Annotated in this window: 20 protein-coding genes; 14 read left to right on the top strand and 6 right to left on the bottom strand. The window is 65.1% G+C overall.

Going from position 1 to position 21,763, the window contains the following annotated elements:
* The first annotated feature begins 84 nt into the window (after positions 1-84).
* From G6N36_RS16510 to G6N36_RS16480, 7 genes are all read left to right on the top strand, one after another.
* Positions 85-1,107, top strand: a complete 1,023-nt coding sequence (locus tag G6N36_RS16510; protein ID WP_179964798.1) for a sugar-binding transcriptional regulator — start codon at positions 85-87, stop codon at positions 1,105-1,107.
* A gap of 19 nt (positions 1,108-1,126) precedes the next feature.
* Positions 1,127-2,491, top strand: a complete 1,365-nt coding sequence (locus tag G6N36_RS16505; protein WP_163687647.1) for an ABC transporter substrate-binding protein — start codon at positions 1,127-1,129, stop codon at positions 2,489-2,491.
* Positions 2,491-3,465 carry a carbohydrate ABC transporter permease gene (locus G6N36_RS16500; protein WP_083128871.1) on the top strand — a complete coding sequence of 325 codons (975 nt, stop codon included), beginning with the start codon at positions 2,491-2,493 and terminating at the stop codon, positions 3,463-3,465. Before G6N36_RS16505 ends, G6N36_RS16500 begins: the two co-directional genes overlap by 1 nt.
* Positions 3,465-4,334, top strand: a complete 870-nt coding sequence (locus G6N36_RS16495) for a carbohydrate ABC transporter permease (RefSeq protein WP_163687644.1) — start codon at positions 3,465-3,467, stop codon at positions 4,332-4,334. The genes G6N36_RS16500 and G6N36_RS16495 overlap by 1 nt, the downstream gene beginning before the upstream one ends.
* Positions 4,335-4,362: 28 nt before the next feature.
* A complete protein-coding gene (locus G6N36_RS16490; RefSeq protein ID WP_163687642.1) occupies positions 4,363-5,442 on the top strand; it encodes an ABC transporter ATP-binding protein in 1,080 nt (359 codons plus the stop codon).
* 1 nt (position 5,443) lies between these two features.
* Positions 5,444-6,763, top strand: a complete 1,320-nt coding sequence (locus G6N36_RS16485) for a DUF4032 domain-containing protein (RefSeq protein WP_163687639.1) — start codon at positions 5,444-5,446, stop codon at positions 6,761-6,763.
* A gap of 95 nt (positions 6,764-6,858) precedes the next feature.
* On the top strand, positions 6,859-8,349 hold the full coding sequence (locus G6N36_RS16480; RefSeq protein ID WP_163687636.1) for an HNH endonuclease signature motif containing protein: 1,491 nt from the start codon (positions 6,859-6,861) through the stop codon (positions 8,347-8,349).
* Positions 8,350-8,357: 8 nt separating this feature from the next.
* Here the strand turns inward: G6N36_RS16480 and G6N36_RS16475 are convergent, their stop codons facing one another.
* Positions 8,358-8,588, bottom strand: coding sequence for a hypothetical protein (locus G6N36_RS16475; RefSeq protein WP_163687634.1), 231 nt, complete (start codon positions 8,586-8,588; stop codon positions 8,358-8,360).
* A 31-nt stretch (positions 8,589-8,619) separates the two neighbouring features.
* Here G6N36_RS16475 and G6N36_RS16470 point away from each other — a divergent pair, with 31 nt between their 5' ends.
* Positions 8,620-10,914, top strand: coding sequence for an ATP-dependent DNA ligase (locus G6N36_RS16470; RefSeq protein WP_163687631.1), 2,295 nt, complete (start codon positions 8,620-8,622; stop codon positions 10,912-10,914).
* An 89-nt stretch (positions 10,915-11,003) separates the two neighbouring features.
* Positions 11,004-13,985, top strand: coding sequence for a serine/threonine-protein kinase (locus G6N36_RS16465; protein ID WP_163687628.1), 2,982 nt, complete (start codon positions 11,004-11,006; stop codon positions 13,983-13,985).
* Here the strand turns inward: G6N36_RS16465 and G6N36_RS16460 are convergent.
* Entirely contained in the window at positions 13,982-14,596 is a 615-nt protein-coding gene (locus tag G6N36_RS16460) for an FHA domain-containing protein (RefSeq protein ID WP_163687626.1), read from the bottom strand. The two genes, G6N36_RS16465 and G6N36_RS16460, sit on opposite strands and share 4 nt — an antisense overlap.
* Before the next feature lie 117 nt (positions 14,597-14,713).
* Positions 14,714-15,718: a hypothetical protein gene (locus G6N36_RS16455; protein ID WP_163687623.1), complete on the bottom strand. Its 1,005-nt coding sequence runs from the start codon at positions 15,716-15,718 to the stop codon at positions 14,714-14,716.
* A 223-nt stretch (positions 15,719-15,941) separates the two neighbouring features.
* On the opposite strand from G6N36_RS16455, the gene G6N36_RS16450 reads away from it, so the two are divergent.
* Positions 15,942-16,907 carry a bile salt hydrolase gene (locus G6N36_RS16450; protein ID WP_163687620.1) on the top strand — a complete coding sequence of 322 codons (966 nt, stop codon included), beginning with the start codon at positions 15,942-15,944 and terminating at the stop codon, positions 16,905-16,907.
* On the opposite strand, the gene G6N36_RS16445 is transcribed toward G6N36_RS16450, so the two are convergent.
* The gene (locus G6N36_RS16445; protein ID WP_163687617.1) at positions 16,904-17,779 is read right to left on the bottom strand and encodes a TIGR03619 family F420-dependent LLM class oxidoreductase; all 876 of its coding nucleotides are present in this window, start codon (positions 17,777-17,779) and stop codon (positions 16,904-16,906) included. The two genes, G6N36_RS16450 and G6N36_RS16445, sit on opposite strands and share 4 nt — an antisense overlap.
* A 67-nt stretch (positions 17,780-17,846) precedes the next feature.
* Here G6N36_RS16445 and G6N36_RS16440 point away from each other — a divergent pair, with 67 nt between their 5' ends.
* Positions 17,847-18,113 (top strand): DUF4235 domain-containing protein, encoded by a 267-nt coding sequence (locus G6N36_RS16440; protein ID WP_163687614.1) that lies wholly within the window; start codon positions 17,847-17,849, stop codon positions 18,111-18,113.
* A gap of 27 nt (positions 18,114-18,140) precedes the next feature.
* Positions 18,141-19,355, top strand: coding sequence for an MFS transporter (locus G6N36_RS16435; RefSeq protein ID WP_163687611.1), 1,215 nt, complete (start codon positions 18,141-18,143; stop codon positions 19,353-19,355).
* On the opposite strand, the gene G6N36_RS16430 is transcribed toward G6N36_RS16435, so the two are convergent.
* Positions 19,295-19,582 (bottom strand): DUF4873 domain-containing protein, encoded by a 288-nt coding sequence (locus G6N36_RS16430; protein ID WP_163687609.1) that lies wholly within the window; start codon positions 19,580-19,582, stop codon positions 19,295-19,297. The genes G6N36_RS16435 and G6N36_RS16430 overlap by 61 nt on opposite strands.
* Positions 19,579-20,469, bottom strand: coding sequence for an AurF N-oxygenase family protein (locus G6N36_RS16425; RefSeq protein ID WP_163687606.1), 891 nt, complete (start codon positions 20,467-20,469; stop codon positions 19,579-19,581). Before G6N36_RS16425 ends, G6N36_RS16430 begins: the two co-directional genes overlap by 4 nt.
* Positions 20,470-20,590: 121 nt before the next feature.
* Between G6N36_RS16425 and cobF the strand changes: the two genes are divergently transcribed.
* Positions 20,591-21,334: a precorrin-6A synthase (deacetylating) gene (gene cobF, locus G6N36_RS16420; RefSeq protein WP_163687605.1), complete on the top strand. Its 744-nt coding sequence runs from the start codon at positions 20,591-20,593 to the stop codon at positions 21,332-21,334.
* Positions 21,335-21,359: 25 nt separating this feature from the next.
* On the top strand, positions 21,360-21,761 hold the full coding sequence (locus tag G6N36_RS16415) for a phage holin family protein (protein ID WP_163687602.1): 402 nt from the start codon (positions 21,360-21,362) through the stop codon (positions 21,759-21,761).
* The last annotated feature ends 2 nt before the right edge of the window (positions 21,762-21,763 follow it).

Raw genomic sequence — 21,763 nt, 5'->3', positions numbered from 1 at the left:
ACACTGAACATGTTAGCGTTATGAGCATCTACTCGCACCCCTGAGCAAATGCTCACGCGGTTGAGGGAAAGTGGGGCGCATTACGTGACCGCTTCGACGTCGAACGGCGAGGTCGCCAGACCGGCTGCGCAGACTCGTGCCGGGGCGCCCGAGGACCTTCGGCTCGCGCTGCGGGCGGCGACGCTGTACTACCTGGACGGCCTGACGCAGGCCGAGATCGCTGCCCGTCTCGGCGTCTCACGCCCGACCGCAGGTCGGCTGGTGGCCAGGGCGAAGGCCAAAGGCCTGGTGCGCATCGAAGTCGTCGTACCGCCGGATCTGCGTGACAACCTGCACGCCGACGAGGAGCGCGAGCTCGAACGCTGCTTCGGCCTGACCGAGGCCGTGGTGGCCGGACACGGTGTCGACGTCGGATCGCCCGGACGTCCGGCCGCGTACGCGAGCGTGGGTCGCGCCGCGGCCGCACTGCTGATGCGCCGGCTCTCGCCGGAGGATGTCCTCGGATTCACCTGGGGCCCAGAGCAGGTCGCGGTGGCCACCGGGCTGATGCCCGGCGTCGCCAGCTGCCGGGCCGTGGTGCAGCTGGACGGCGCCATGTCCACTGCGGCCTACCAGACCGGTACCGAGCTGATCCTCAGCCGTTGCGCAGATATGTTGCGCGCCACTGCGATCCGGCTACCCGCCCCGCTCTATGCTGATCCTTCTACCGTCGCCTCGATGCGCAGCGACTCGGTGATCTCGCGGACGCTCGAGGCTGGCAGGCGTGCCGACGTCATGGTGTTCGGCGTGGGCGCGGTTTCGACCTCCACGACGCTGTTCGAAGGCAGTTATCTGGACACCCGCATGCTCGACGAGCTGATCTCGCTGGGCGCGGTGGGGGAGATCGGCGGACGCTTCTTCGACGCCGACGGTGCGCCCGTCGACACCGAACTACAGCAGCGCGCGGTCTCGGTTCCGCTCGAGGACATCCGCCGCTGCCACAAGACGCTCCTGATCTCCAGCGGCGTCACCAAGTATCCCGCCACGCTCGGCGCACTACGCGGAAATCTGGCCAGGCTACTGGTCTGTGACATCGATTGTGCCCGTTGGCTACTGGCCCAGGCGTGATCCAGCGAAAGGTGATGTGATGGTGAAAGTGCTCAAGCGATGGGCCGCATTGACCGCCGTGGCGGGGTTGACGCTGACGGCGGTCGGCTGTTCCGGCGCGGGCAGCCTTGGTGCCTCGGGTGATCAGGTGACGATCGCGCTGGTGTCCAATTCTCAGATGACGGATGCCCAACAGCTGTCGTCGGATTTCGAGAAGAAGAATCCGGGCACGAAGCTGAAGTTCGTCACGCTGTCGGAGAACCAGGCGCGCGCCAAGATCACCATGTCGGCTGCGATGGGCGGTAGCGAATTCGACGTGGTCATGATCAGCAACTTCGAAACCCCGCAATGGGCGCGCGACGGCTGGCTGGTGAACCTGTCGGACTACATCGAGAACACGCCGGGATACGACCCCGACGACTTCATCCCTTCGCTGCGGGAGTCGCTGTCGTATGAGGGCGACATGTACTCGGTGCCGTTCTATGGCGAGTCGTCGTTTCTGATGTACCGCAAGGATTTGTTCGAACAGGCCGGCATCGAGGTCAACCAGGACCCGAACTACCAGCCGCAGTGGCAAGAGGTCGCTGACTGGGCGAGAAAGTTGAAGACCGACGACCGGGCGGGGATATGCCTGCGCGGCAAGCCTGGTTGGGGTGAGGTGCTGGCACCACTGGACACCGTGATCAACACGTTCGGTGGCCGGTGGTTCGACGAGCAGTGGAACGCGCGGCTGGACAGCCCCGAGGTGAAGGAAGCTGTCAACTTCTATGTCGACACACTCAACAGCGCGGGCGAACTCGGAGCGTCGTCGACGGGATTCCAGGAGTGCGCCAACCTGTTCGGTCAGGGCCAGACGGCCATGTGGTACGACGCGACGTCGGCCGTTTCGGTACTCGAGGACCCAAAGTCCTATCCGGAACTGCAGGGCAAGATCGGTTACCTGCCCGCCCCCATCGTCGTCAAGCCGAACTCGGGGTGGCTCTACACCTGGTCGCTGGGAATTCCGAAGGGAGCGAAGAACCCCGACGGCGCGTGGAAGTTCATCTCATGGATGACCAGCAAGGAATACCTGAGAATGGTTGGCGAGGAACTCGGCTGGGCACGCGTGCCACCGGGTAGCAGGACGTCGACCTACACGGAATTGCCGGAATACGAGGCGATCTCGAGGGCATACGGCCCATTGACGTTGCAGTCGATCAGGAACGCGACGCCGAACGACCCGACGGTGAAACCTGTTCCTTACACCGGCGTGCAGTTCGTCGGGATCCCCGAGTTCCAGGATCTCGGGACGAGAGTGAGCCAGCAGATCAGCGCCGCAATCGCCGGACAGAAGTCGGTCGAAGACGCGCTCGCACAATCACAGGAATACGCCGAAGTCGTCGGCCGCACATATCAGGAGAAGTGATGACCGTTACCGCTGATGCCGCGGCCGAGGCCGACGAAAGGGCCGTGGCCGAAAGAGTTCGAAAAATTCGGGAGGCCCAAGACGTCGGCGTGAGCCGCGCCGAGGGTTGGCGTCGGCGCGGGCCGTTGCTTCCCGCCCTGATCTTCATGATCGCCGTCACGCAGATCCCGTTCCTGCTCACGCTCTACTACTCGACGCTGTCGTGGAACCTGGTGCGTCCCGGCTCACGGCAGTTCGTCGGCCTGCAGAACTACATCGCCGTCGCCAAGGACAGCCAATTCTGGTCGGTCGCCCTCAACACCGTCATTCTCATCGTCGTGGTGGTATTGATCTCGGCGTTCTTCGGCCTGTTACTCGCGTTGCTCTTGGACAGGGCATTCCTCGGACGCGGTGTGGTCCGAACCCTGTTGATAACGCCGTTTCTCGTCACACCCGTTGCGGCAGCATTGATCTGGAAGACCACCATCCTCGACGCCACGAACGGCATCCTCAACTGGCTGCTGTCGCTGGTGGGCATAGGGCCGGTCGACTGGATCGGCCAGTTCCCGCTCACCATGGTGATGGTTGTCCTGATCTGGCAGTGGACGCCGTTCATGATGTTGTTGATCCTCGCCGGCCTCCAGTCGATGCCTCGCGACATCCTGGAGGCCGGTCGAGTCGACGGTGCGGGCGCGTTCCAACTCTTCCGCGAGTTGACGCTGTCCCACCTTCGACGCTTCATCGAGTTGGGCGTGGTGCTCGGCGCGATCTATCTGGTCAACACCTTCGACACCATCTACATGTTGACCCAAGGTGGTCCGGGTATCGCCAGTGCGAACCTGCCGTTCTACATCTATCAGCGCGCGTTCCTCGGCTTCGACATGGGCGAGGCCGCGGCCATGGGTGTGGTGGTGGTGATCTTCACGATCATCATCGCGAACTTCGCGCTTCGACTGATCTTCAAATCGTTCACCGGCAAGGAAGAGGCAGCCTGATGACGACGACAATTGAGAAGGACACGGCCACCGCGGCTTCGGCCGCACCGTCAAAGAAGAAGTCCCGGAAGTTCAGCCCATGGGGTGTAGTGGCATGGATCGTTGGACTCGGCTTCTTCTTCCCGGTGTTCTGGATGGTGTTGACCGCCTTCAAATCCGAGGCCGATGCGGCGACGAGTCCGCCTAAGCTCTTCTTCACCCCTACGCTGGACCAATTCAACGCAGTATTCGAACAGGGTATCGGCCCCGCATTTTTGAACTCGCTGTTCGCCACCGGGATCTCGACGCTGTTGGTATTGCTACTCGGTGTGCCTGCCGCGTTCGCGCTGTCGTTGCGTCCGGTGAAAAGGACGCAGGACGCACTGTTCTTCTTCATGAGCACCAAGATGCTGCCGATCGTCGCGGTGATCCTGCCGCTGTACGTGATCGTGTCCAACATCGGTCTGCTGGACAACATCTGGGCGCTGGTCATTCTCTACACGGCGATGAACCTGCCGATCGCGGTGTGGATGATGAGGTCATTCTTCCTGGAGGTGCCCGGTGAACTGCTCGAGGCGGCCAGCCTGGACGGCGCAAGCCTGTGGCGGTCGGTGCGCGAGGTCATCTTGCCGCTGGTCTCACCCGGCATCGCCGCTACCGCGCTGATCTGTGTGATTTTCGCCTGGAACGAGTTCTTCTTCGCGGTGAACCTGACCGCGGTGAACGCTCAGACCATGCCGGTGTACCTGGTCGGCTTCATCGCCGGTCAGGGCCAGTACTGGGCCGTGTTGTCGGCGGCCGCAACCATGGCTGCGCTTCCCGTGGTCCTGTGCGGGTGGGTCGCCCAGAACAAGCTGGTGCGCGGACTTTCGTTCGGCGCGATCAAGTAACCGTCAAAAAGCAACCAGGAGAAGATCAATGGCATCGATCACCTACAAGAACGCGTCGTGCATCTACCCGGGCTCCGACAAGCTCGCGGTGGACTCGCTCAACCTCGACATCTCCGACGGCGAGTTCGTCGTGCTGGTCGGTCCTTCGGGTTCGGGCAAGAGCACCGCGCTGCGCATGCTCGCCGGACTCGAGGACATCGACGAGGGCCACATCGAGATCGGCGGCAAGAACATGGTCGGCGTCCCGTCCAAGGACCGCGACATCGCGATGGTGTTCCAGAACTACGCGCTGTACCCGAACAAGACCGTCGCCGAGAACATGGGTTTCGCGCTGAAGCTGCGCGGCGTGTCTGCCGAGGAGCGTCGCAAGAAGGTCGAGGAAGCGGCGAAGATCCTGGATCTGACCGAGTTCCTGGACCGCAAACCGGCCAAGCTGTCCGGCGGTCAGCGGCAGCGCGTCGCGATGGGTCGCGCCATCGTGCGTGAGCCACAAGTGTTTTGCATGGACGAGCCGCTGTCGAATCTCGACGCCAAACTCCGGGTGCAAACGCGCACCCAGATCGCGGCGCTGCAACGGCGTCTGGGCACCACCACCGTTTACGTCACGCACGATCAGGTCGAGGCGATGACGATGGGCGACCGGGTGGCCGTACTGCGGTTCGGCAAGCTGCAGCAGTTCGCGTCGCCGAACGAGCTCTATGACCGGCCGGCCAACGCCTTCGTCGCAGGCTTCATCGGTTCACCCGCAATGAACCTCGTGACGCTGCCCGTCGCGCCCGAAGGCGTCAAGATCGGTGAATCCGTATTGGAACTCGAGCGTGACGATCTGACCAAGCTGAGCGATGCGGGCCTGTCGGAGGTCACCTTCGGCATTCGGCCCGAGCAGCTCGAAATCTCCGAGTCCGACGGCGTCGAGGTCGTGGTCGACCTCGTCGAAGATCTCGGCAGTGAGGCGTATGTGTACACGCACGCAGGTTCGGGCGTGGAACTGGTTGCGCGGTGCAACCCGCGCACCGCACCCAGGCTGGCCGACACGGCGCGACTGCGCAAGAACCCCGAAGGCGCGGTGCATCTGTTCCACCCCGAGTCGGGTGAGCGCCTGAATTAGCATGCGCGCGCCGTCCGGCGGGCAGGAGCGGTGGGCCCACGCGCGCAGCGCAGGGGACGACCGGGGATTAACCCAGTTCCGGCTCCGGACACCGACTCCCGGTCTGCTGGGGCTCCCATGGGACCGGCCACTCCACGACTGGACGGTTCCCGATGTCCCGTTGCGCGACATTGCGGTGGGGCCGAGCCGTCACCTGGTGAAGTTCGTCGACGCCGACGGTGCGCTGTGGGCGGTCAAGGACATGCCGCCGCGGATCGCGGCCAAGGAGTACGACGTCCTGCGGCGGCTCGAAGAGATGGGCCTGCCCGCGGTGCGTCCCGCCGGTGTGGTGGTGCAGCCCGAATTCGACACCGCGATCCTGGTCACCCGCTACCTCGAAGGGTCTTGGCAGTATCGCCGGCTGTTCATGCGGCTGCCGCCGGACCAACCGAAACACCGCGCGCGGCTGCTGGACGGAATGGCCGGTCTTCTTGTGGAACTCCACCGGCACGGCGTGTTCTGGGGTGACTGCTCGCTGGCGAACACATTGTTCTCCCGCGGCGGTCAGCTGCTGCAGGCGTGGCTGGTCGACGCTGAAACCTCGGAAATACACCCGAGTTTGAGTCGGGGGCAACGCGAGCACGATCTCGACATCATGGTCGAGAACGTCGCGATGGGAATGGTCGACCTTGCCGAGCGGCTCGGACGGACGGCCCTGGAGGACGTGCTCATCTCCGAGGTTCAGGACACCAGGGCTCGCTACGACATGCTGTGGGACGCGTTGCACGCCGAGCCCGTCTTCGGGTTCACCGATCGCTACCGCGTCGAGGGGACGGTGCGGAAACTGAACGACCTCGGCTTCGCGGTGGACGAAGTGTCACTGCAGCCGATTGAGGCGGGCAAGCTCAAACTCCGTGTCGCGGTGGGTGATCGGCGCTACCACGCGCAACGCCTGCAGCAGCTCGCGGGACTGGATGTGGGCGAGGGGCAGGCCCAGATTCTGCTTGGCGATCTGCTCGCGTATCAGGCGCAGTTGTGTCGGGAGGAGGGCCACGACGTCGACGAACGCACCGCCGCAAGGTTGTGGGTGATCGAAGTGTTGACTCCGTACGAGCGGCTGGCCCACGACGTCGTCGGCAACAAAGGCACGCCGATCCAGGCCTACTGCGATCTGCTCGAAGTCCGCTGGCTGCTGAGCGAGCGGGCGGGTCACGATGTGGGCACCAACGCAGCGCTCGCCGCCCTACATGGGGACGTGATCCCCACTGATTCGGCGGCGAAGGTGGCGGTCGCCGAGACACCGACGGAGCCGTTCGAGGTGTTGGCGATCGACGATGACTGAGCGACAATTCGATTGCATGACAACGCTTTATGTTCTTAGAGATCTCTTCGAAAGTTACCTAGGGTGTTCTTAGAATTCGAACGTATGTTCGAGATATGAGTGCGGAGGCGGTGCAGACAGCGGTGACGGCGATGCGCGCCGCGCACGACGAATTAGCCGGGCTGCCCATCGATTTGCTCACCAAGTCCGAGTTGCTCAATGCGCTCGATGAGCTGGAGACGCTGTCGTGTCAGTTGCCTGCCCAGAGTCATCGCCTGCTGGCACGTCTGCAGACCGAGACGACGGCCAAGGAAATGGGCGCCAAGTCCTGGCGTCAGGTGTTGGCACTCCGGTGGCGAATCTCGACATCTGAGGCCGGTCGTCGCTTGGATGAGGCGGCGGCATTGGGGCCGCGCCGCTCGCTGATCGGGGAACCGCTCGATCCGGTGTTGCCGTGCTCTGCGCTGGCGCAGGCCGGCGGCATGATCAACGGTGAGCACGTCAAGGTGTTGCGCGACACGATGGACCGTATCCCGCCGGGGGTCGACACTCTGACTCGCGCGCAGATCGAGGTAGATCTCGTCCGACACGCGATCGGGTTGGGCCCCAAGGAACTCAAGGACAAGGCCGAGCGGACGCTGTTTCTGCTGGATCAGGACGGCCCCGAACCCGACGACGCCGAACGTGAGCGCCGCCGCGGCGTGTCGAAGGGGCCGCAGGGCTCGGACAAGATGATCCCGTTCAAAGGGAATCTCACCCCGGAAGCGTGGGCGATCTATGAGGCGATCTTCGCCAAGTGGGCCGCACCGGGAATGTGCAACCCTGCCGACGAGAACCCCTGTGTCTCGGGAACTCCGACGCAGGCCCAGATCGACAATGATCACCGCAGTCTGGCGCAGCGCCAGCACGACGCAATGCTGGCGGTCGGTCGCAGTGTTTTGGAAAGCGGTGAGCTCGGTCAGCACAACGGGTTACCGACCTCGATCATCGTCCGCACCACGCTGCAGGACTTGGAGAGTCGCGCCGGGGTGGGCGTCAGCGGCGGCGGCTCGCTGATACCGATCAGCGATGTGATCCGAATGGCCGCCCACGCCAACCACTACTTGGCGGTTTTCGACAAGGCCACGGGTTCTGCTCTTGATCTGTTCCGCGCCCGCCGTGTCGCCTCACCGGCGCAGCGGATCATGCTCATCGCCCGCGATGGAGGCTGCACCAAACCCGGTTGCACCGTGCCGGCCTACGGCAGTCAGGTTCATCACGCGGCCCGCGATTGGGCTGATGACGGGTTGACCAATGTCGATGAGCTGGGGTTGGCGTGCGGTTCGGATAACCGGATGGTCGGCCCCGGCGGCTGGACCACCCAGATGAACGCCGAGCACGAGGTGGAATGGATCCCACCATCACACTTGGATACCGGCCAGGCCCGGGTCAACGACTACCACCGCCCCGAACGCCTGCGCCCACCAGACGACCAACCCATCACGCCCACCGACGAAGAACAACCCCCGGATATCCCGCCGTTCGACGACGAATGGCTCATCGGACCACCCGACTACCAACCAATCCACCCACACGAACCCGGCAGGCCAGAACCCAACGCCGCCTAAATGTTCGGTCAGCCGACCACGGCCGGGTTGCCAGGGTCGAGGCCGCTCGGCAGGTTCGGGCTGAGACCGCTCCCGCCGTGGGTGACTTCCTGGTGGGCCATCGGCCGGCAGTTGTTGTCCATCGGGGTCTGATCGCCGGAGCAATAGGGCAGCAGATCTTGAGGGTCGGCACCGGCCTGCGGCGCCGAGAAGATGACGGTTGCGCCCGCGATCAGGCACGCCGCGAAAATCCTCGTCATAGTCGCACGCTACCCGGGGTAATACCGTGGTGTGGTGGATCAGTTCGGTCGGGTGAAACTGACCAACCCGGACAAGGTGCTGTATCCCGCCACGGGCACCACCAAAGCCGAGGTCTTCCACTACTACGTCAGCGTTGCCGAGGCGATGCTCCCGCACATCGCCGGCCGCGCCGTCACCCGTAAGCGCTGGCCCAACGGCGTCGACGAGCCGGCATTCTTCGAAAAGCAGCTCGCCTCTTCGGCGCCGGATTGGCTGGAACGGGGATCGATCACCCACAAGTCGGGCACCACCACGTATCCGATCATCAACAGCGCCGAGGGGCTGGCGTGGATCGCCCAGCAGGCGTCGCTGGAAGTGCACGTGCCGCAATGGCGATTCGTCAGCACCTGGACCAGAGAGGAGGGAGCCGAGCAGACGCCGGGCTTGGCCACCCGGGTGGTTTTCGACCTCGACCCGGGCGAAGGTGTCACGTTCCGGCAGCTGTGCGAGGTGGCGCACGAGGTGCGTGAGCTCATCACCGGCATCGGACTCACAACATTCCCGTTGACCAGCGGCAGCAAGGGGTTGCATCTGTACGTGCCGCTGGAAAAGCCGATCAGCTCACACGGCGCTTCGGTGCTTGCCCGCCGCATCGCCGTGCAGCTCGAGAAGACGATGCCCAAGCGCGTGACGGCCACCATGACCAAGAGTCTTCGCAGCGGGAAGGTGTTCGTCGACTGGAGCCAGAACAACGGCAACAAGACGACCATCGCGCCGTATTCGCTGCGCGGTCGCGGCGAGCCGACCGTCGCCGCCCCTCGTACCTGGGAAGAGATCGAGGATCCCGATCTGCGGCACCTCCGATTCGACGAGGTGCTCGAGCGGTTGGAACGTGACGGTGACCTGTTGGCCGAGATGGACGCCGACGCTCCGGTGGCCGACGCGCTCAGCACCTATCGCAGCATGCGCGACGCCGGCAAGACACCCGAGCCGGTCCCCAACATCGCGCCCACGCCGGGCAACGACGACTTCTTCGTCATCCAGGAGCACCACGCCCGCCGACTGCACTACGACTTCCGGCTGGAGCGCAACGGCGTCCTCGTCAGCTGGGCGGTGCCGAAGAACCTGCCGGACAGCCCCGCGGTCAACCACCTCGCCGTGCACACCGAGGATCATCCGTTCGAATACGGCAGCTTCGAGGGTGAAATCCCGAGGGGTGAATACGGCGGAGGCAAGGTGATCATCTGGGACACCGGCACTTACGAGACCGAGAAATTCCGCGACCACTCGCCGGACGGCCCTGAAAAGGGTGGCGAAGTCATCATCACGTTGCACGGCAAGAAGATCGACGGCCGCTACGCGCTGATCCAGACAAACGGCAAGAACTGGCTGGCGCACCGCATGAAGGAGCAGGCCAATCCGCAGGCGAGCGATCTGACACCGATGCTCGCGACCGAAGGTTCGATCGCGAAGATGACCAAGGCGCAGTGGGCTTTCGAGGGCAAATGGGACGGCTACCGTGTCCTTGTCGACGCGAATCACGGTAGGCTCAACCTGCGATCACGACGAGGGCGTGACGTCACCGACGAGTATCCGCAATTCGCCGCGGTGGCAGCCGATCTCGCCGATCACCATGTGATCCTCGATGGTGAAGCGGTGGCTCTCGACGACTCGGGCGTGCCGAGTTTCGGCGAAATGCAGAACCGCGCGCGTTCGACGCGGGTCGAGTTCTGGGCGTTCGACATCCTCTACCTCGACGGCCGCTCGCTGCTGAAGGCCAAGTACTCCGACCGCCGCCGCGTGCTGGAAGCGCTCGCCGAGGGCGGCGGTCTGATCGTGCCGGATCTGTTGCCCGGCGACGGCCCCGAGGCGCTGGAGCATGCGCGCAAGAAGCGTTGGGAGGGTGTGGTCGCCAAGAAGCGCGACGCTACCTACCAACCGGGACGACGGTCGTCGTCGTGGATCAAGGACAAGATCTGGAACACGCAGGAAGTGGTGATCGGCGGTTGGCGCAAGGGCGAGGGCGGACGATCCAGCGGCATCGGTGCGCTGATGCTGGGCATCCCGGCCGACGGCGGCCTGCAGTTCGTCGGCCGAGTCGGCACGGGGTTCACCGATAAGGCGCTGAAGAACCTCAAGGGCATGCTCAAGCCGCTCGAGACCGACGAATCACCCTTCAACACACGCCTTTCCAAGATCGACGCCCGGGGCGTCACCTTCGTTCGGCCCGAACTGGTCGGCGAGGTGCGCTACAGCGAGCGGACCTCCGACGACAGACTGCGTCAACCGAGCTGGCGGGGGCTGCGTGCCGACAAGGAACCGTCTGAAGTCGTCTGGGAGTCGTAGCCGCAACGAAAGCGCGAATGCGGCGCTTGCGGGATCTTCGCTCGGTACCTTTAGCGAAGTATTCGCATTTCACGGAAGTCGAGAACACGATGAGCGGGATAGCGTCTGAACTGGCGGCCGCCGGGTTCGAAGACGCTGTCGAAGTGGGCCGGGGCGGCAGCGGTGTCGTCTTCCGCTGCTCCCAGAAGTCGCTCGGGCGAAGTGTTGCCGTCAAGGTGCTGGCGTCTGATCTCGACGAATCCGATCGCGAGCGTTTCCTGCGCGAGGGTTTCGCGATGGGCAGGCTCTCCGGGCACCCGAACATCGTGAACATCCTTCAGGTCGGCGTCACCGAGAGCGGCCGGCCGTTCATCGTAATGCCTTATCACTCAGTGGGTTCGCTCGCGGAGCGGCTGCGCCGCGAGGGCCGCATCGCCTGGCCCGAGGCACTGCGCATGGCGGTGAAATTGTGCGGCGCCCTCGAGACCGCCCACCGCGCGGGTACGTTGCATCGCGACATCAAACCCGCGAACGTCCTCTTCAACGACTACGGCGAACCGCAACTCAGCGACTTCGGGACCGCGCGAATCGCCGGTGGATACAAGACGGTGACCGGATTCTTCACCGGCACCCTGTCCTACACCGCCCCCGAGGTGCTCGCCGGCAACCCCCCGACGGTCGCGGCCGACGTGTACTCCCTGGGCGCCACGATCTACGCGCTGATCGCCGGTGGGCCACCGCACGAGCGCAAGGCCGACGAGGATCTGATCGCGCACTACCTGCGCATCACCTCGACTCCCGTGCCAGACCTGCGACCGCACGGAATCCCCACCGACGTCTGCGCTGCGATAGAGAAGGCGATGTCCCGCGAGCCCGGCGATCGGCAGGTATCGGTCGCCGAGTTCGGCCACGAACTGCAGTTGGCGCAGCGTCACAACGGCTTGACGGCGGATCCGATGGCACTCAGTGAGGCCGGCGGAGAACCCGAGCCGACGGGCGGCACCCAGGCGCTGCCGCTCACGGGAGCGCCTCGCGAGCCCGAGCCGTCTCAATTCAAAACCGAGGTCCCCGAATCCGCACGCAGTCTGCCGGTGAGCCCGGAGAGTTCGGCACCGCCGCTGGACCCGAACATGTTCGCGCACACCGCGTCAGTCAGCCAGGGAAGTATGCCCTGGCAGGTTCCGCCGACACCGCCCAGTCCGGGGAAGAAAAAGGGTCCGAAGCGTCTCCTGATCACTGTCGGCGCGGCTGCCGTCGCGCTGCTCCTCGTCATCGGCGGCATTGTGTTGTTCACGTCGCGCGACAAGGGCGCGGAACAGCAGGCGGCCACGACCCGGCCCACCGTCGAAGCGCAACCTGAATGGGCACCGATCGCGGACGCGCGCGTCGCCCGCGATGCGGTGGCCGCCACCGAAGCCGACGGCACCATCTGGGTGTTCGGCGGTCTCGGAACAGGCGACCAGGTGAGCGGAGCGCACGAGGGCTACGACCCCGCCCTCGACAGCTGGAAGGGTGGCGAGAATCTACCCGTCCCCGTCCAGCACGCGATGGCGGTGACGTGGGAGGACACCCCGGTCGTGCTCGGCGGCTGGCGTACCGATGGCACCAATCGGGAGGTGGCGACCGACAAGGTGTGGCGGGTCGTCAACAGTCGCTGGGTCGAGTTGCCGCCACTGCTGCAACCGCGGGCGGCGGCAGCGGCCGGCGTCGTCGGCGACCTGCTCGTCGTGACCGGCGGTGTGGACGTCGACGGGAAGCTGCTGAACACCACCGAGATCTACGACGGCACCGGATGGCGGCTCGGAGCCCCCATTCCGACGCCACGCCAGATGTCCGGTGCGGCGTCGGACGGCAAGCTCGTCTACGTGGTCGGCGGCTCCAACGACACCGCAGACCTGACCGCCGTCGAAGCCTATGACCCCGTCGCGGACAAGTGGGCGACCATGCCCGCACTTCCGCAGGGGCGCAGCGACTTCGGCGTGGCGATCGCGGACGCCCGGCTGCTGGCCGTCGGCGGAATGTCGGATGGTGAAGCCCTCAAGAGTGTGGCCGCGCTCGACCTCACCACGGCGACCTGGACTGCGCTGCCGGATCTGGGGACCGCGCGGCACGGGGCTGCGGTCGCCGCCGTGGGCAAGACCGTTTACGCGATCGGCGGGTCGGCGGGTGCGACAGACCAGATCGTCGCGTCGGCCGAATCGCTGAGACTCGCACCACGCAAACCTCAACCGGCAGCGGAGTGGCGGTCGTTGCCGGACGCACCGACGGCGCGACTGATGATGGCGTCAACCGTGCTCGACGGAAAGATCTTCATTGCGGGCGGCATGTTGGGTCACGCCGAAACGCTCGACACGTTCGAGAGCTACGACCCCGAAAGCGGCGATTGGGAGACGCTGCCTTCGTTACCCGTTCCGCTGCACCACGCGACCGCGACGGCCTATCGCGGCGAGGTCGTCGTCATCGGTGGGGCCAGCGAAACCGTCACCGAGGCGTCGAACAAGGTGTTCGCCTTCCGCAACGGAAAGTGGGAGGAGCTGCCGAGCCTGCAGCATGCCCGGGCCGCGCCGTCGGCGGCGGTGGTCGACGACAAGATCGTGGTGGTCGGCGGACAGGACGACAAGAAGCTCGTCACACAGACCGAGATCTTCGATGGCGACTCCTGGACGACGGCTGCCGATATGCCAACGCCGCGTGAGCATTTGGCGGCGGTATCGGACGGCGTCTATGTGTACGCGGTCGGTGGCCGGTCGTTGAGTGCAGACGAGAACTCGGCGGCCTTCGAGCGCTTCGATCCGGAATCCGGAAGCTGGCAGAAGCTCACGGACATGCCGACTCCGCGCGGCAGCTATGGCGCCGCGTTCATCGACGGCCGGATCATCTCCGTCGGTGGGGAAGAGCCGACGCGGGTGCTCGCCACGGTCGAGATGTACGACATCTCCACCGGGAAGTGGACGACGCAGGCGCCGATCAACACGCCGGTGCACGGTCAGGTGGTGGCCGCCGTCGACACGACGCTGTTCTGCATCGGCGGCGCCGACCGGCCCAGCCACGAAGGTCCCGTGGCGATCGTCGAGGCGCTCGACTTCAACTAGCTCCCGCTGTCGCGCAACTGCGCGATCGTGACGGCGCCGCGCCGGAGCGCCTCGTTGGCCAGCCGCACGCGTCGGTCCCCCTCGGTGGGGATGGCGAACTTGTCATAGAGGTTCTGCAGGTGCTGTTTGACGGCGGCCTCGGTGACGTACAGCTCGCCTGCCATCCGCCGGACCGACGCCGGTTCGGGAAACGGGTCCTCGGACACCAGCGGACGGCACAACACCATGAGCACGTCGACCTCCCGTCGGGTCAGCCGCGGCGGGAGCTGTGCGGCATCGGGCACGATCGTCGCCTCTTCGACCGGTTCGCCGGACTGGCGTGCCTGCAGGTACACCAACCTGGACTTGCCGATGCGCACCTCATCGCCGGGTCGCAGCACCTGTTCGTAGGCGATCTTCTCGCCGTTGACGAACGTGCCGTTGCGACTGCCCACATCGCGGATCGACCACGCCGACCCGTGGTTCTCCAGGATCGCGTGCAGGCGAGAGACGGTGGGGTCGTGTTCGAGTGCCACCCCATTGGTCGAAGCCTTGCCGAGCGTCACCCGGGTGCCGGTCAACGGGACCAGCTCGCGTCCCGTCGGCTTGAAGACTTCCAAATGGGAAGACATGCAGACCTCCTATAGGGGGCAATTTTCACCCACGGCACGGGTCCGTGGTCTGCGAACGGCCGTGCATGTGGCCGCGGGTCGCCGGAGATCTCTCCCGACGACCCGCGGCGCGCACACCTAGTGCGGCGAATTGGTGATCTTCTTCCTGAACCGGATGGCCCGCTTGGCCAGCGCCGATTCCGACAGCGGCGGCCACGGCCATCCGCTCTGGTCCCCGCGCGGCGCCTTCAAGAACGCCAGCCCGAGGAACAGCCCGAAGATGACGTGCCCCAGCAGCGTGATGATCACCGTGGCCGTGTTCAGCGGGAACATCCGCTCCTCGCCGTTCGGCGACAGCGCGACCGTTGCCATCAGGCCGGCCCAGGTGGGAAACACCCCGAAGGCAATCGCGGCCAGCACCGCGTAGACATTCTTCCACCTGTCGATGCCGATGGCGTACGCGACGACGAAGAAGGCCACCCCCAGCCCGCCGGCATCGCCGAGGTACCGGTACACGTAACCGACTGCCGCGCTGCCCGCCGTGTCCGGCTCGCCGGTGACGAACGACCCCATCACGGGGATGAAGTCGCCCATCAAACCCAGCACGTGCACGGCGAACAGCCTGGCGGCGTCGTACACGATGCAGGCCACCATGCCCGCGATCAACCCACGCCCGACGATCATGTCGATCCGGTGCGGGGCGAACGCGATGAGCGTTGCGAGCAACGCAACCAGCGAAATGGTCACCAGGGTGATGCCGCTCTGGGGCAGCAGACCGAACACCTCGACCGAGATCGCGAGGATCGGCATCGACGCCAGCAACAGCACCAGGGCGATGCGCGCGTACTCCCACCTGGTCGGCGGCGTGACCGCCGCCTTGCTCAGGTCGAGGTAGCGCTGCCGGATGGTGTTGGTGACTTTTCCGACGACCGGGATGTCGACGAGTGGGCGCAGTCGAACGGTGTCGCTGTCGACTCCGCTGACGGCCTTCGGAAGTGCCTTCAGCCGCACGGTCATCGGCTCGCCGAGGACCGAGGCCCTGCGGGGCGTGGTGCCTTGCGAGATCGGCCTGGTCGGCAGGTCGCCGGGGCGCAGCCGCACAGTTTCTTCAGGAGCTCGGCCGGTCGGTGCTGTCGTGGACATCGGATTTTCCTATTTCGTGGTGTTAGCGACCTCTGCGGTCGTTTTCAGTTGTTGTGGACGACATTCATGATGGTTTTCCGAGGTCACTACGGGTAATCGCCGCGAAGTCAGTTTTTCGGCCGCAGCGGATAGGTTTTCCTATCCGCCAGGCAAGTCTCACCACGAATCCGCGACCGGACATGGCAGGGTGAGGATCGATTCTCAGGGGGAGGTGACGCGGTAGATGTGCACGCGGGTGCTGTGGAACACCGACAGCAGATACATCATGTCGGGGCGCACGATGGACTGGCCCGAGTCGACGCAGCCGACGATCGTCGCCTTTCCGCGGGGGCGGCAGCGCGACGGCGGCAAGGTCGGCGACATCGTCGCGGTGCCCGACAACCCCTTGCGGTGGACGAGTCGCCACGCGAACCTGGTCACCACGGTGTACGGGATCGGCACCGTCGACGGGTTCAACGAGGTGGGCCTCGGCATGCACGCCCTGTTCCTCAAGTCCACCGACGTCGGAGCACGGGATCCGGGCCGGCCGGGCCTGCAGATGGGGCTGTTCGGCCAGTACCTGCTCGACCAGGCAGGCAGCGTCGCCGAGGCCCTCGAGTTGATCGGCACATTCCAGCCGGTGATGGTGGAGGCGCACGGCCGCCAGGCCACCATCCATTTCGCGCTTGAAGACGTCGGTGGGGACTCGGCGATCATCGAGTTCGCCGAGGGTGAACCCGTCATTCACCACGGTCGTGAGTTCACCGTCATGACCAACGATCCCACCTATGACGAGCAGCTGGATTTGCTTGCACAGCAGGACTTTTCGAATCCGAGTAGTGACACCCCATTACCCGGAAACGTGAACCCGAGGGATCGGTTCCAGCGTGCGGCCTATTATTCGGCCCTGTTGACGCCGCCCGTCGATCGGCGGCAGGCGGTGGCGAGCGTGATGGCGATCATGCGCAACGTCTCGGTGCCGTTCGGTGCGCCGTACCACGACTTCGGCGTCTACAACACCGAATACCGGACTGTCATCGACCTGACGGAGAGGCTGTATTTCTTCGAACTGTCGACCAGTCCGAACGTGATCTGGATCGATTTCGGCGCGCTGAAGCTCGACGGTCAGCCGTTGGAGATCAACCCGTACGACACCACTCTGGTCGGCGACGTCACATCCCGGTGCGAACCGCAGGCGGTGCCGTTCTAGACCTTCGTGATGACCTTCTCGCCGTACTTCTCGATGGCGCGCAGCTTGTTCTCCAGCGGTTCGGGGTCGGGCCCTACGGCGTAGGGCATCCGGAAGCCGACCATGATGTTCGTGACGCCGCGGTCCTCGAGCCGCTTGATACCGTCGGGCTTGTAGGCGTCGAGCGACTGGGCGTGAATCTCAAACGGCCCCGTGCGGCCCTCTTCCTCGCGAAGTTCGTTGAGCCGCTTGATATATCGGTCGAGCGACTCGGGATCGCCGAGGTCACCCCCGCCGTGCATCCAGCCGTCGTTTCGGGCCGCGCGCCGCAGCGCGGCCTCGGCGTGCCCACCGATGAGAATCGGGATCGGCTTGGTGGGCGCCGGTGACATCTTGGTCTTGGGGATGTCGTAGAACTCGCCGTGGTATTCGAAGTAGTCACCGGTCGTCAGACCCTTGACGATGTCGATGCACTCGTCCATCCGTTTGCCGCGCCGCGCGAACGGCACGCCCATCAATTCGTAATCCTCGGGCCACGGGCTGGTTCCGACGCCCAGGGCGAGCCGGTTGTCGGAGAGCGCGGCGAGCGAGCCGGCCTGCTTGGCGGTCAACGCCGGCGGGCGGATCGGGAGCTTGAGGACGTACACGTCGAACCGCAGCGTCGTGGTGACGGCGGCGAGTGCGCTGGCGAGGACGAACGTCTCGACGATCTCCTTGCCGTCGAGAAATTCGCGGTTTCCGTCGGGGGTGTACGGGTATTTCGAGTCCGACTCGTACGGGTAGGCGACGCTGTCGGCGATCGTCATCGCGTCGAAACCCGCGGCCTCGGCCGCCCTGGCGAGCGGGATGTAGTACTTCGGATGAGTCAGTGATTCCGCATAGGTGAAGCGCACGCCCCCAATATTAGAACGTGTTCTAGTCCAAGGTTTGAGGAACGGGACGACGGGAACGTTGTTGGCCATGAGTGCGGCGAAGTCTTTATTCAAACCTCTATCGATCGTCAGCAGCGTGATGGGCGGCATAATCGCGGGCAAGATCTTCACCGAAATCTGGCAGCGCGTAAACCCCGACGACGAGGAACCGGATCCGCAGGACTTGAGTCGCTCGTTGCGGGAGGTCATGATTGCCGCCGCGGTCCAGGGGTTGATCGTCGGCGTGGTTCGTGCCGCGCTGGCCCGTGGGCAAGCCAAAGGATTCGCTGCGATCACCGACGAGGACCTGAGCTAGCCGGCCCGACACGGCATCATGGCGTAGGTGCGCAGCTGGCTGACCCGCAATGTGCGGGTGCTATCGGCCGTGTCGTTCCTCCAGGACACCGCCAGCGAGCTGCTCTATCCGCTCCTACCGATCTACCTGACGTCGGTCCTCGGTGCGCCCGCCGCGGTGGTCGGCGCCGTTGAAGGGGCCGCCGAGGGCGCGGCGTCGCTGACGAAGCTGGCGGCCGGGCCGCTCGGTGACCGCTTTTCGCGCCGGCCGCTGATCGCCACCGGCTACGGCATGGCCGCACTGGGCAAGGTGATGGTGGCCGCCGCCTCGGGGTGGACGGGCGTGCTCGCGGGCCGGGTGGTGGACCGGCTGGGCAAGGGCATCCGCGGCGCGCCTCGCGACGCGCTTCTGATCGTCGATATCGACGCGGCCGCGCGCGGTCGGGTGTTCGGATTCCACCGTGCGATGGACACCTTCGGTGCGGTGGTCGGTCCGCTGCTGGGTCTGGTGGGCTATCAGCTGCTGGACCAGCAGATCGCACCGCTGTTGTGGGTCGCGGTCGTGCCCGCCGTGCTGAGCGTCGCGCTGGTGTTCCTGGTGCGCGAACGAGTGCCGCTGCCGGACAAGGCGACTCGCCGCGCGGTGTTCTCCCGGGTGAAGGATCTGCCGCGCAGCTATTGGCGGGTGACCGCGGTCGTGGTCGCGTTCGGCTTGGTGAACTTTCCCGACGCGTTGCTGTTGTTGCGGCTCAACGAGATCGGGTTCTCGGTGACCGAAGTGATCCTCGCCTACGTGACCTACAACGCGGTGTACGCGGCAACGAGCTATCCGGCCGGGATGGTCGCCGATCGGTTAGGCAAACCGGTGGTGTTCGGCATCGGACTGGTGTTCTTCGCCGTCGGCTACACAGGGCTCGGCATGACGACCGACGCGCTGACGGCGTGGCTGTTGATCGGCGTCTACGGTCTGTTCACCGGATGCACCGACGGCGTCGGCAAGGCGTGGATCTCGTCGCTTGTCGTCGACGACGTACAGGGCAGCGCGCAGGGAGTCTTCCAGGGCCTCAGCGGTTTTGCGGTGCTGGCGGCCGGCATCTGGGCTGGATTGCTCTGGGGCGCCGACGGTCGACTACCGCTGTTGATTTCGGGTGTCGCGGGCGGGGTGGTCGCCGTTGTGGTGCTGGTGATCGCGATCGGCGGACGTCACCGACCCTCGACTGCCTCCAGCGCGAAGGGCGGTGCGCCGACACCGGCGACCGAATAGCCGCCCTGCGGTGGCCGCTCGACGATGCGTGCCTGCGCCTGGTGCCGGCCCACCGACACGATGACTTGCCGAGGCAACCTGGTGTCGGGAAGCGGTTCGTCGAAAACCGTTCCTTGCCAGTGATATCGGCCGTCTATCGGATCGATACGGCCGGCCAGTCGTACGCGCACGGTGCGTTCGTCCTCGCCGATGCGCACGGTGGCGGGCCCGTCGTAGATGTCGCTCACCGTGGTAGAAACCCGCTTCGCCGCCACATGCGGCGCGCGATCGGCCCCATCAGCCCGACCTCCTCCAGAAACGCCGCAAGCGGCGCGAACCCGAGGACGTGGGTTTCGTGCCTGTGCGCGCTGCTGCGTGCTGCGCGACGGGCCTCGAGCGCGTCCAGGCCGACGCGGCGGTACTGCACCTTGTTCGTGAACAGGAAGCGGAAGAAGTACCCACCGACGCCGTTGATGTTGGCCACGAAGAACTTCGGCAGCCGCCGCATGGTCGGGGTGCGCTTACGCAGCCCGTCGCGGGCGAATTGGATGTGGCGGGCTTCCTCGGTGACATGGATACGCATGAGGCGCTGGATGATCGGCTGCAGGTCGTCGTCGTCCATCATCTGCCGCTGAAGGGAGTCGAAGATCTCCTCCCCTACGAGCGCGGCGACCCACAGCATCGGTCCCTGAAAGGCGAAGGGCAGCAGGTTGATGATGAAGCGTTGGTAGTACTTGGGCCGCACCGGGTTTGCGCCGACACGTTCGATCGCCTTGCCGAACATCACCATGTGACGGGTCTCGTCACCGAGCTCGGTGAGTTCGTAGTGCGTGGCGCTGGCGGTGGGGTCCTGGTGCATCATCTTGCGCAGCAGCGCCTGGTTCAAGATGTTCTCGAACCAGATGCCGGCCGACAGGGTGTTGACGAGCTCCTGCCGTGAAAGTTCGATCTGCTGCTCGCGGGTCATCGCGTTCCACATCGGCGTGCCGTAGAGCGAGACGCATTTCGGCGGCAGGAAGAACTTGTCGGGGTCCAGCGGGGCATCCCAGTCGATATCGACGACCGGCGCGTAGGACTTCTTGACGGAGCCCTTCAGCAGACGTTCGGCGAACTCTTCACGAGTGGGTGCGGTCATCAACGAACTCCCTCCGACTGCGCTGTCGATTGTTTGAAAGGTACGGAGCCGGGCGCCAGCAGTCAATACCCCGGGTATCGGATACCCACGGTATCCCCAGCTCGTACCGTATTCTCGGCGCGTGACTCGTCGGATCCACGTCATCGGTATCGGCGCGGGCGACCCCGACTACGTGACGGCGCAGGCGGTGACCGCGCTCAACGACACCCGGGTGTTCTTCGCAATGGACAAGGGTGACACCAAGGACGACCTGGTCGCGCTGCGACGCCTGATCTGCGAGCGATTCATCCGCGAACCCGGGTACCGATTCCACGAGATGCCCGATCCGCCACGCGCCAAGGACAGCGAATACCGACAGGCCGTCGCCGACTGGCACGCCGAACGCGCCCGCCTGTGGGCCGACGCGATCACCTCAGAACTCGGCCCCGGCGACGTGGGTGCGTTTCTCGCATGGGGTGATCCGTCGCTCTACGACAGCACACTGCGGATCCTGGACCGCGTGGCCGAACACGTCGACATCGACTACGACGTCATCCCCGGGATCACCGCGATCCAGGCGCTGACGGCGCGACACCGCATACCGCTCAACGACGTTGGCGAGCCCGTGCTCATCACCACCGGACGGCAGTTGCGCGCCAGCGGTCTGGCGGGCAGCGCGGTCGTCATGCTCGACGCCGACTGCTCGTTCCAGGGGTGCCCGCCCGACACCCGGATCTGGTGGGGTGCCTACCTCGGCACGGCCGACGAACTGCTGTTCTCCGGAACGGTCGGCGACGTCGGTGCGCACATCGTGACGGCGCGCGCAGCAGCCCGCGCCGAACATGGCTGGATCATGGACACCTATCTGCTGCGCGGCCCGGAATAGCCCGCAGCGTGGGAAGATCAGCCGCATGGGATCTTTCCTGCTGCGTGCGGCACTGACCGGGTTTGCGCTGTGGGTTGTCACATTGATCGTTCCCGGGATCAGCTTCATCGGCGGGGATTCGACGCTACAGAGAGTCGGCATCATCTTCGTCGTCGGCGTGATCTTCGGTCTGGTGAACGCGATCATCAAACCGATCGTGCAGTTCATCTCGATCCCGCTCTACATTCTGACGCTCGGCCTGATTCACATCGTGATCAATGCGCTGATGCTGTGGATCACGTCGTGGATCACCGAGCACACGACGCACTGGGGCCTGTTCATCGACGACTTCTGGTGGACGGCGATCTGGGCGGCGATCGTGCTGTCGATCGTGACCTGGTTGTTGTCGCTCGTTGTCGGCTCGAGTGAACGTGCAGCGGACCGCTAGCG

The sequence above is a fragment of the Mycolicibacterium gadium genome, from assembly GCF_010728925.1.
GTDB classification, from domain to species: domain Bacteria; phylum Actinomycetota; class Actinomycetes; order Mycobacteriales; family Mycobacteriaceae; genus Mycobacterium; species Mycobacterium gadium.
Note: the sequence above shows the minus strand (reverse complement) of the source record. Positions and strands in the feature narration are given on the sequence as shown.

Bases quoted from the DNA above. Each gene is read 5' to 3' on its own strand.
- G6N36_RS16440 (WP_163687614.1), top strand. From the start codon at position 17,847: ATGAGTGCGGCGAAGTCTTTATTCAAACCTCTATCGATCGTCAGCAGC.
- G6N36_RS16500 (WP_083128871.1), top strand. From the start codon at position 2,491: ATGACCGTTACCGCTGATGCCGCGGCCGAGGCCGACGAAAGGGCCGTG.
- G6N36_RS16460 (WP_163687626.1), bottom strand. From the start codon at position 14,596: ATGTCTTCCCATTTGGAAGTCTTCAAGCCGACGGGACGCGAGCTGGTC.
- G6N36_RS16505 (WP_163687647.1), top strand. From the start codon at position 1,127: ATGGTGAAAGTGCTCAAGCGATGGGCCGCATTGACCGCCGTGGCGGGG.
- G6N36_RS16455 (WP_163687623.1), bottom strand. From the start codon at position 15,718: ATGTCCACGACAGCACCGACCGGCCGAGCTCCTGAAGAAACTGTGCGG.
- G6N36_RS16465 (WP_163687628.1), top strand. From the start codon at position 11,004: ATGAGCGGGATAGCGTCTGAACTGGCGGCCGCCGGGTTCGAAGACGCT.
- G6N36_RS16480 (WP_163687636.1), top strand. From the start codon at position 6,859: ATGAGTGCGGAGGCGGTGCAGACAGCGGTGACGGCGATGCGCGCCGCG.
- G6N36_RS16495 (WP_163687644.1), top strand. From the start codon at position 3,465: ATGACGACGACAATTGAGAAGGACACGGCCACCGCGGCTTCGGCCGCA.
- G6N36_RS16475 (WP_163687634.1), bottom strand. From the start codon at position 8,588: ATGACGAGGATTTTCGCGGCGTGCCTGATCGCGGGCGCAACCGTCATC.
- G6N36_RS16490 (WP_163687642.1), top strand. From the start codon at position 4,363: ATGGCATCGATCACCTACAAGAACGCGTCGTGCATCTACCCGGGCTCC.
- G6N36_RS16425 (WP_163687606.1), bottom strand. From the start codon at position 20,469: ATGACCGCACCCACTCGTGAAGAGTTCGCCGAACGTCTGCTGAAGGGC.
- G6N36_RS16450 (WP_163687620.1), top strand. From the start codon at position 15,942: ATGTGCACGCGGGTGCTGTGGAACACCGACAGCAGATACATCATGTCG.
- G6N36_RS16485 (WP_163687639.1), top strand. From the start codon at position 5,444: ATGCGCGCGCCGTCCGGCGGGCAGGAGCGGTGGGCCCACGCGCGCAGC.
- G6N36_RS16415 (WP_163687602.1), top strand. From the start codon at position 21,360: ATGGGATCTTTCCTGCTGCGTGCGGCACTGACCGGGTTTGCGCTGTGG.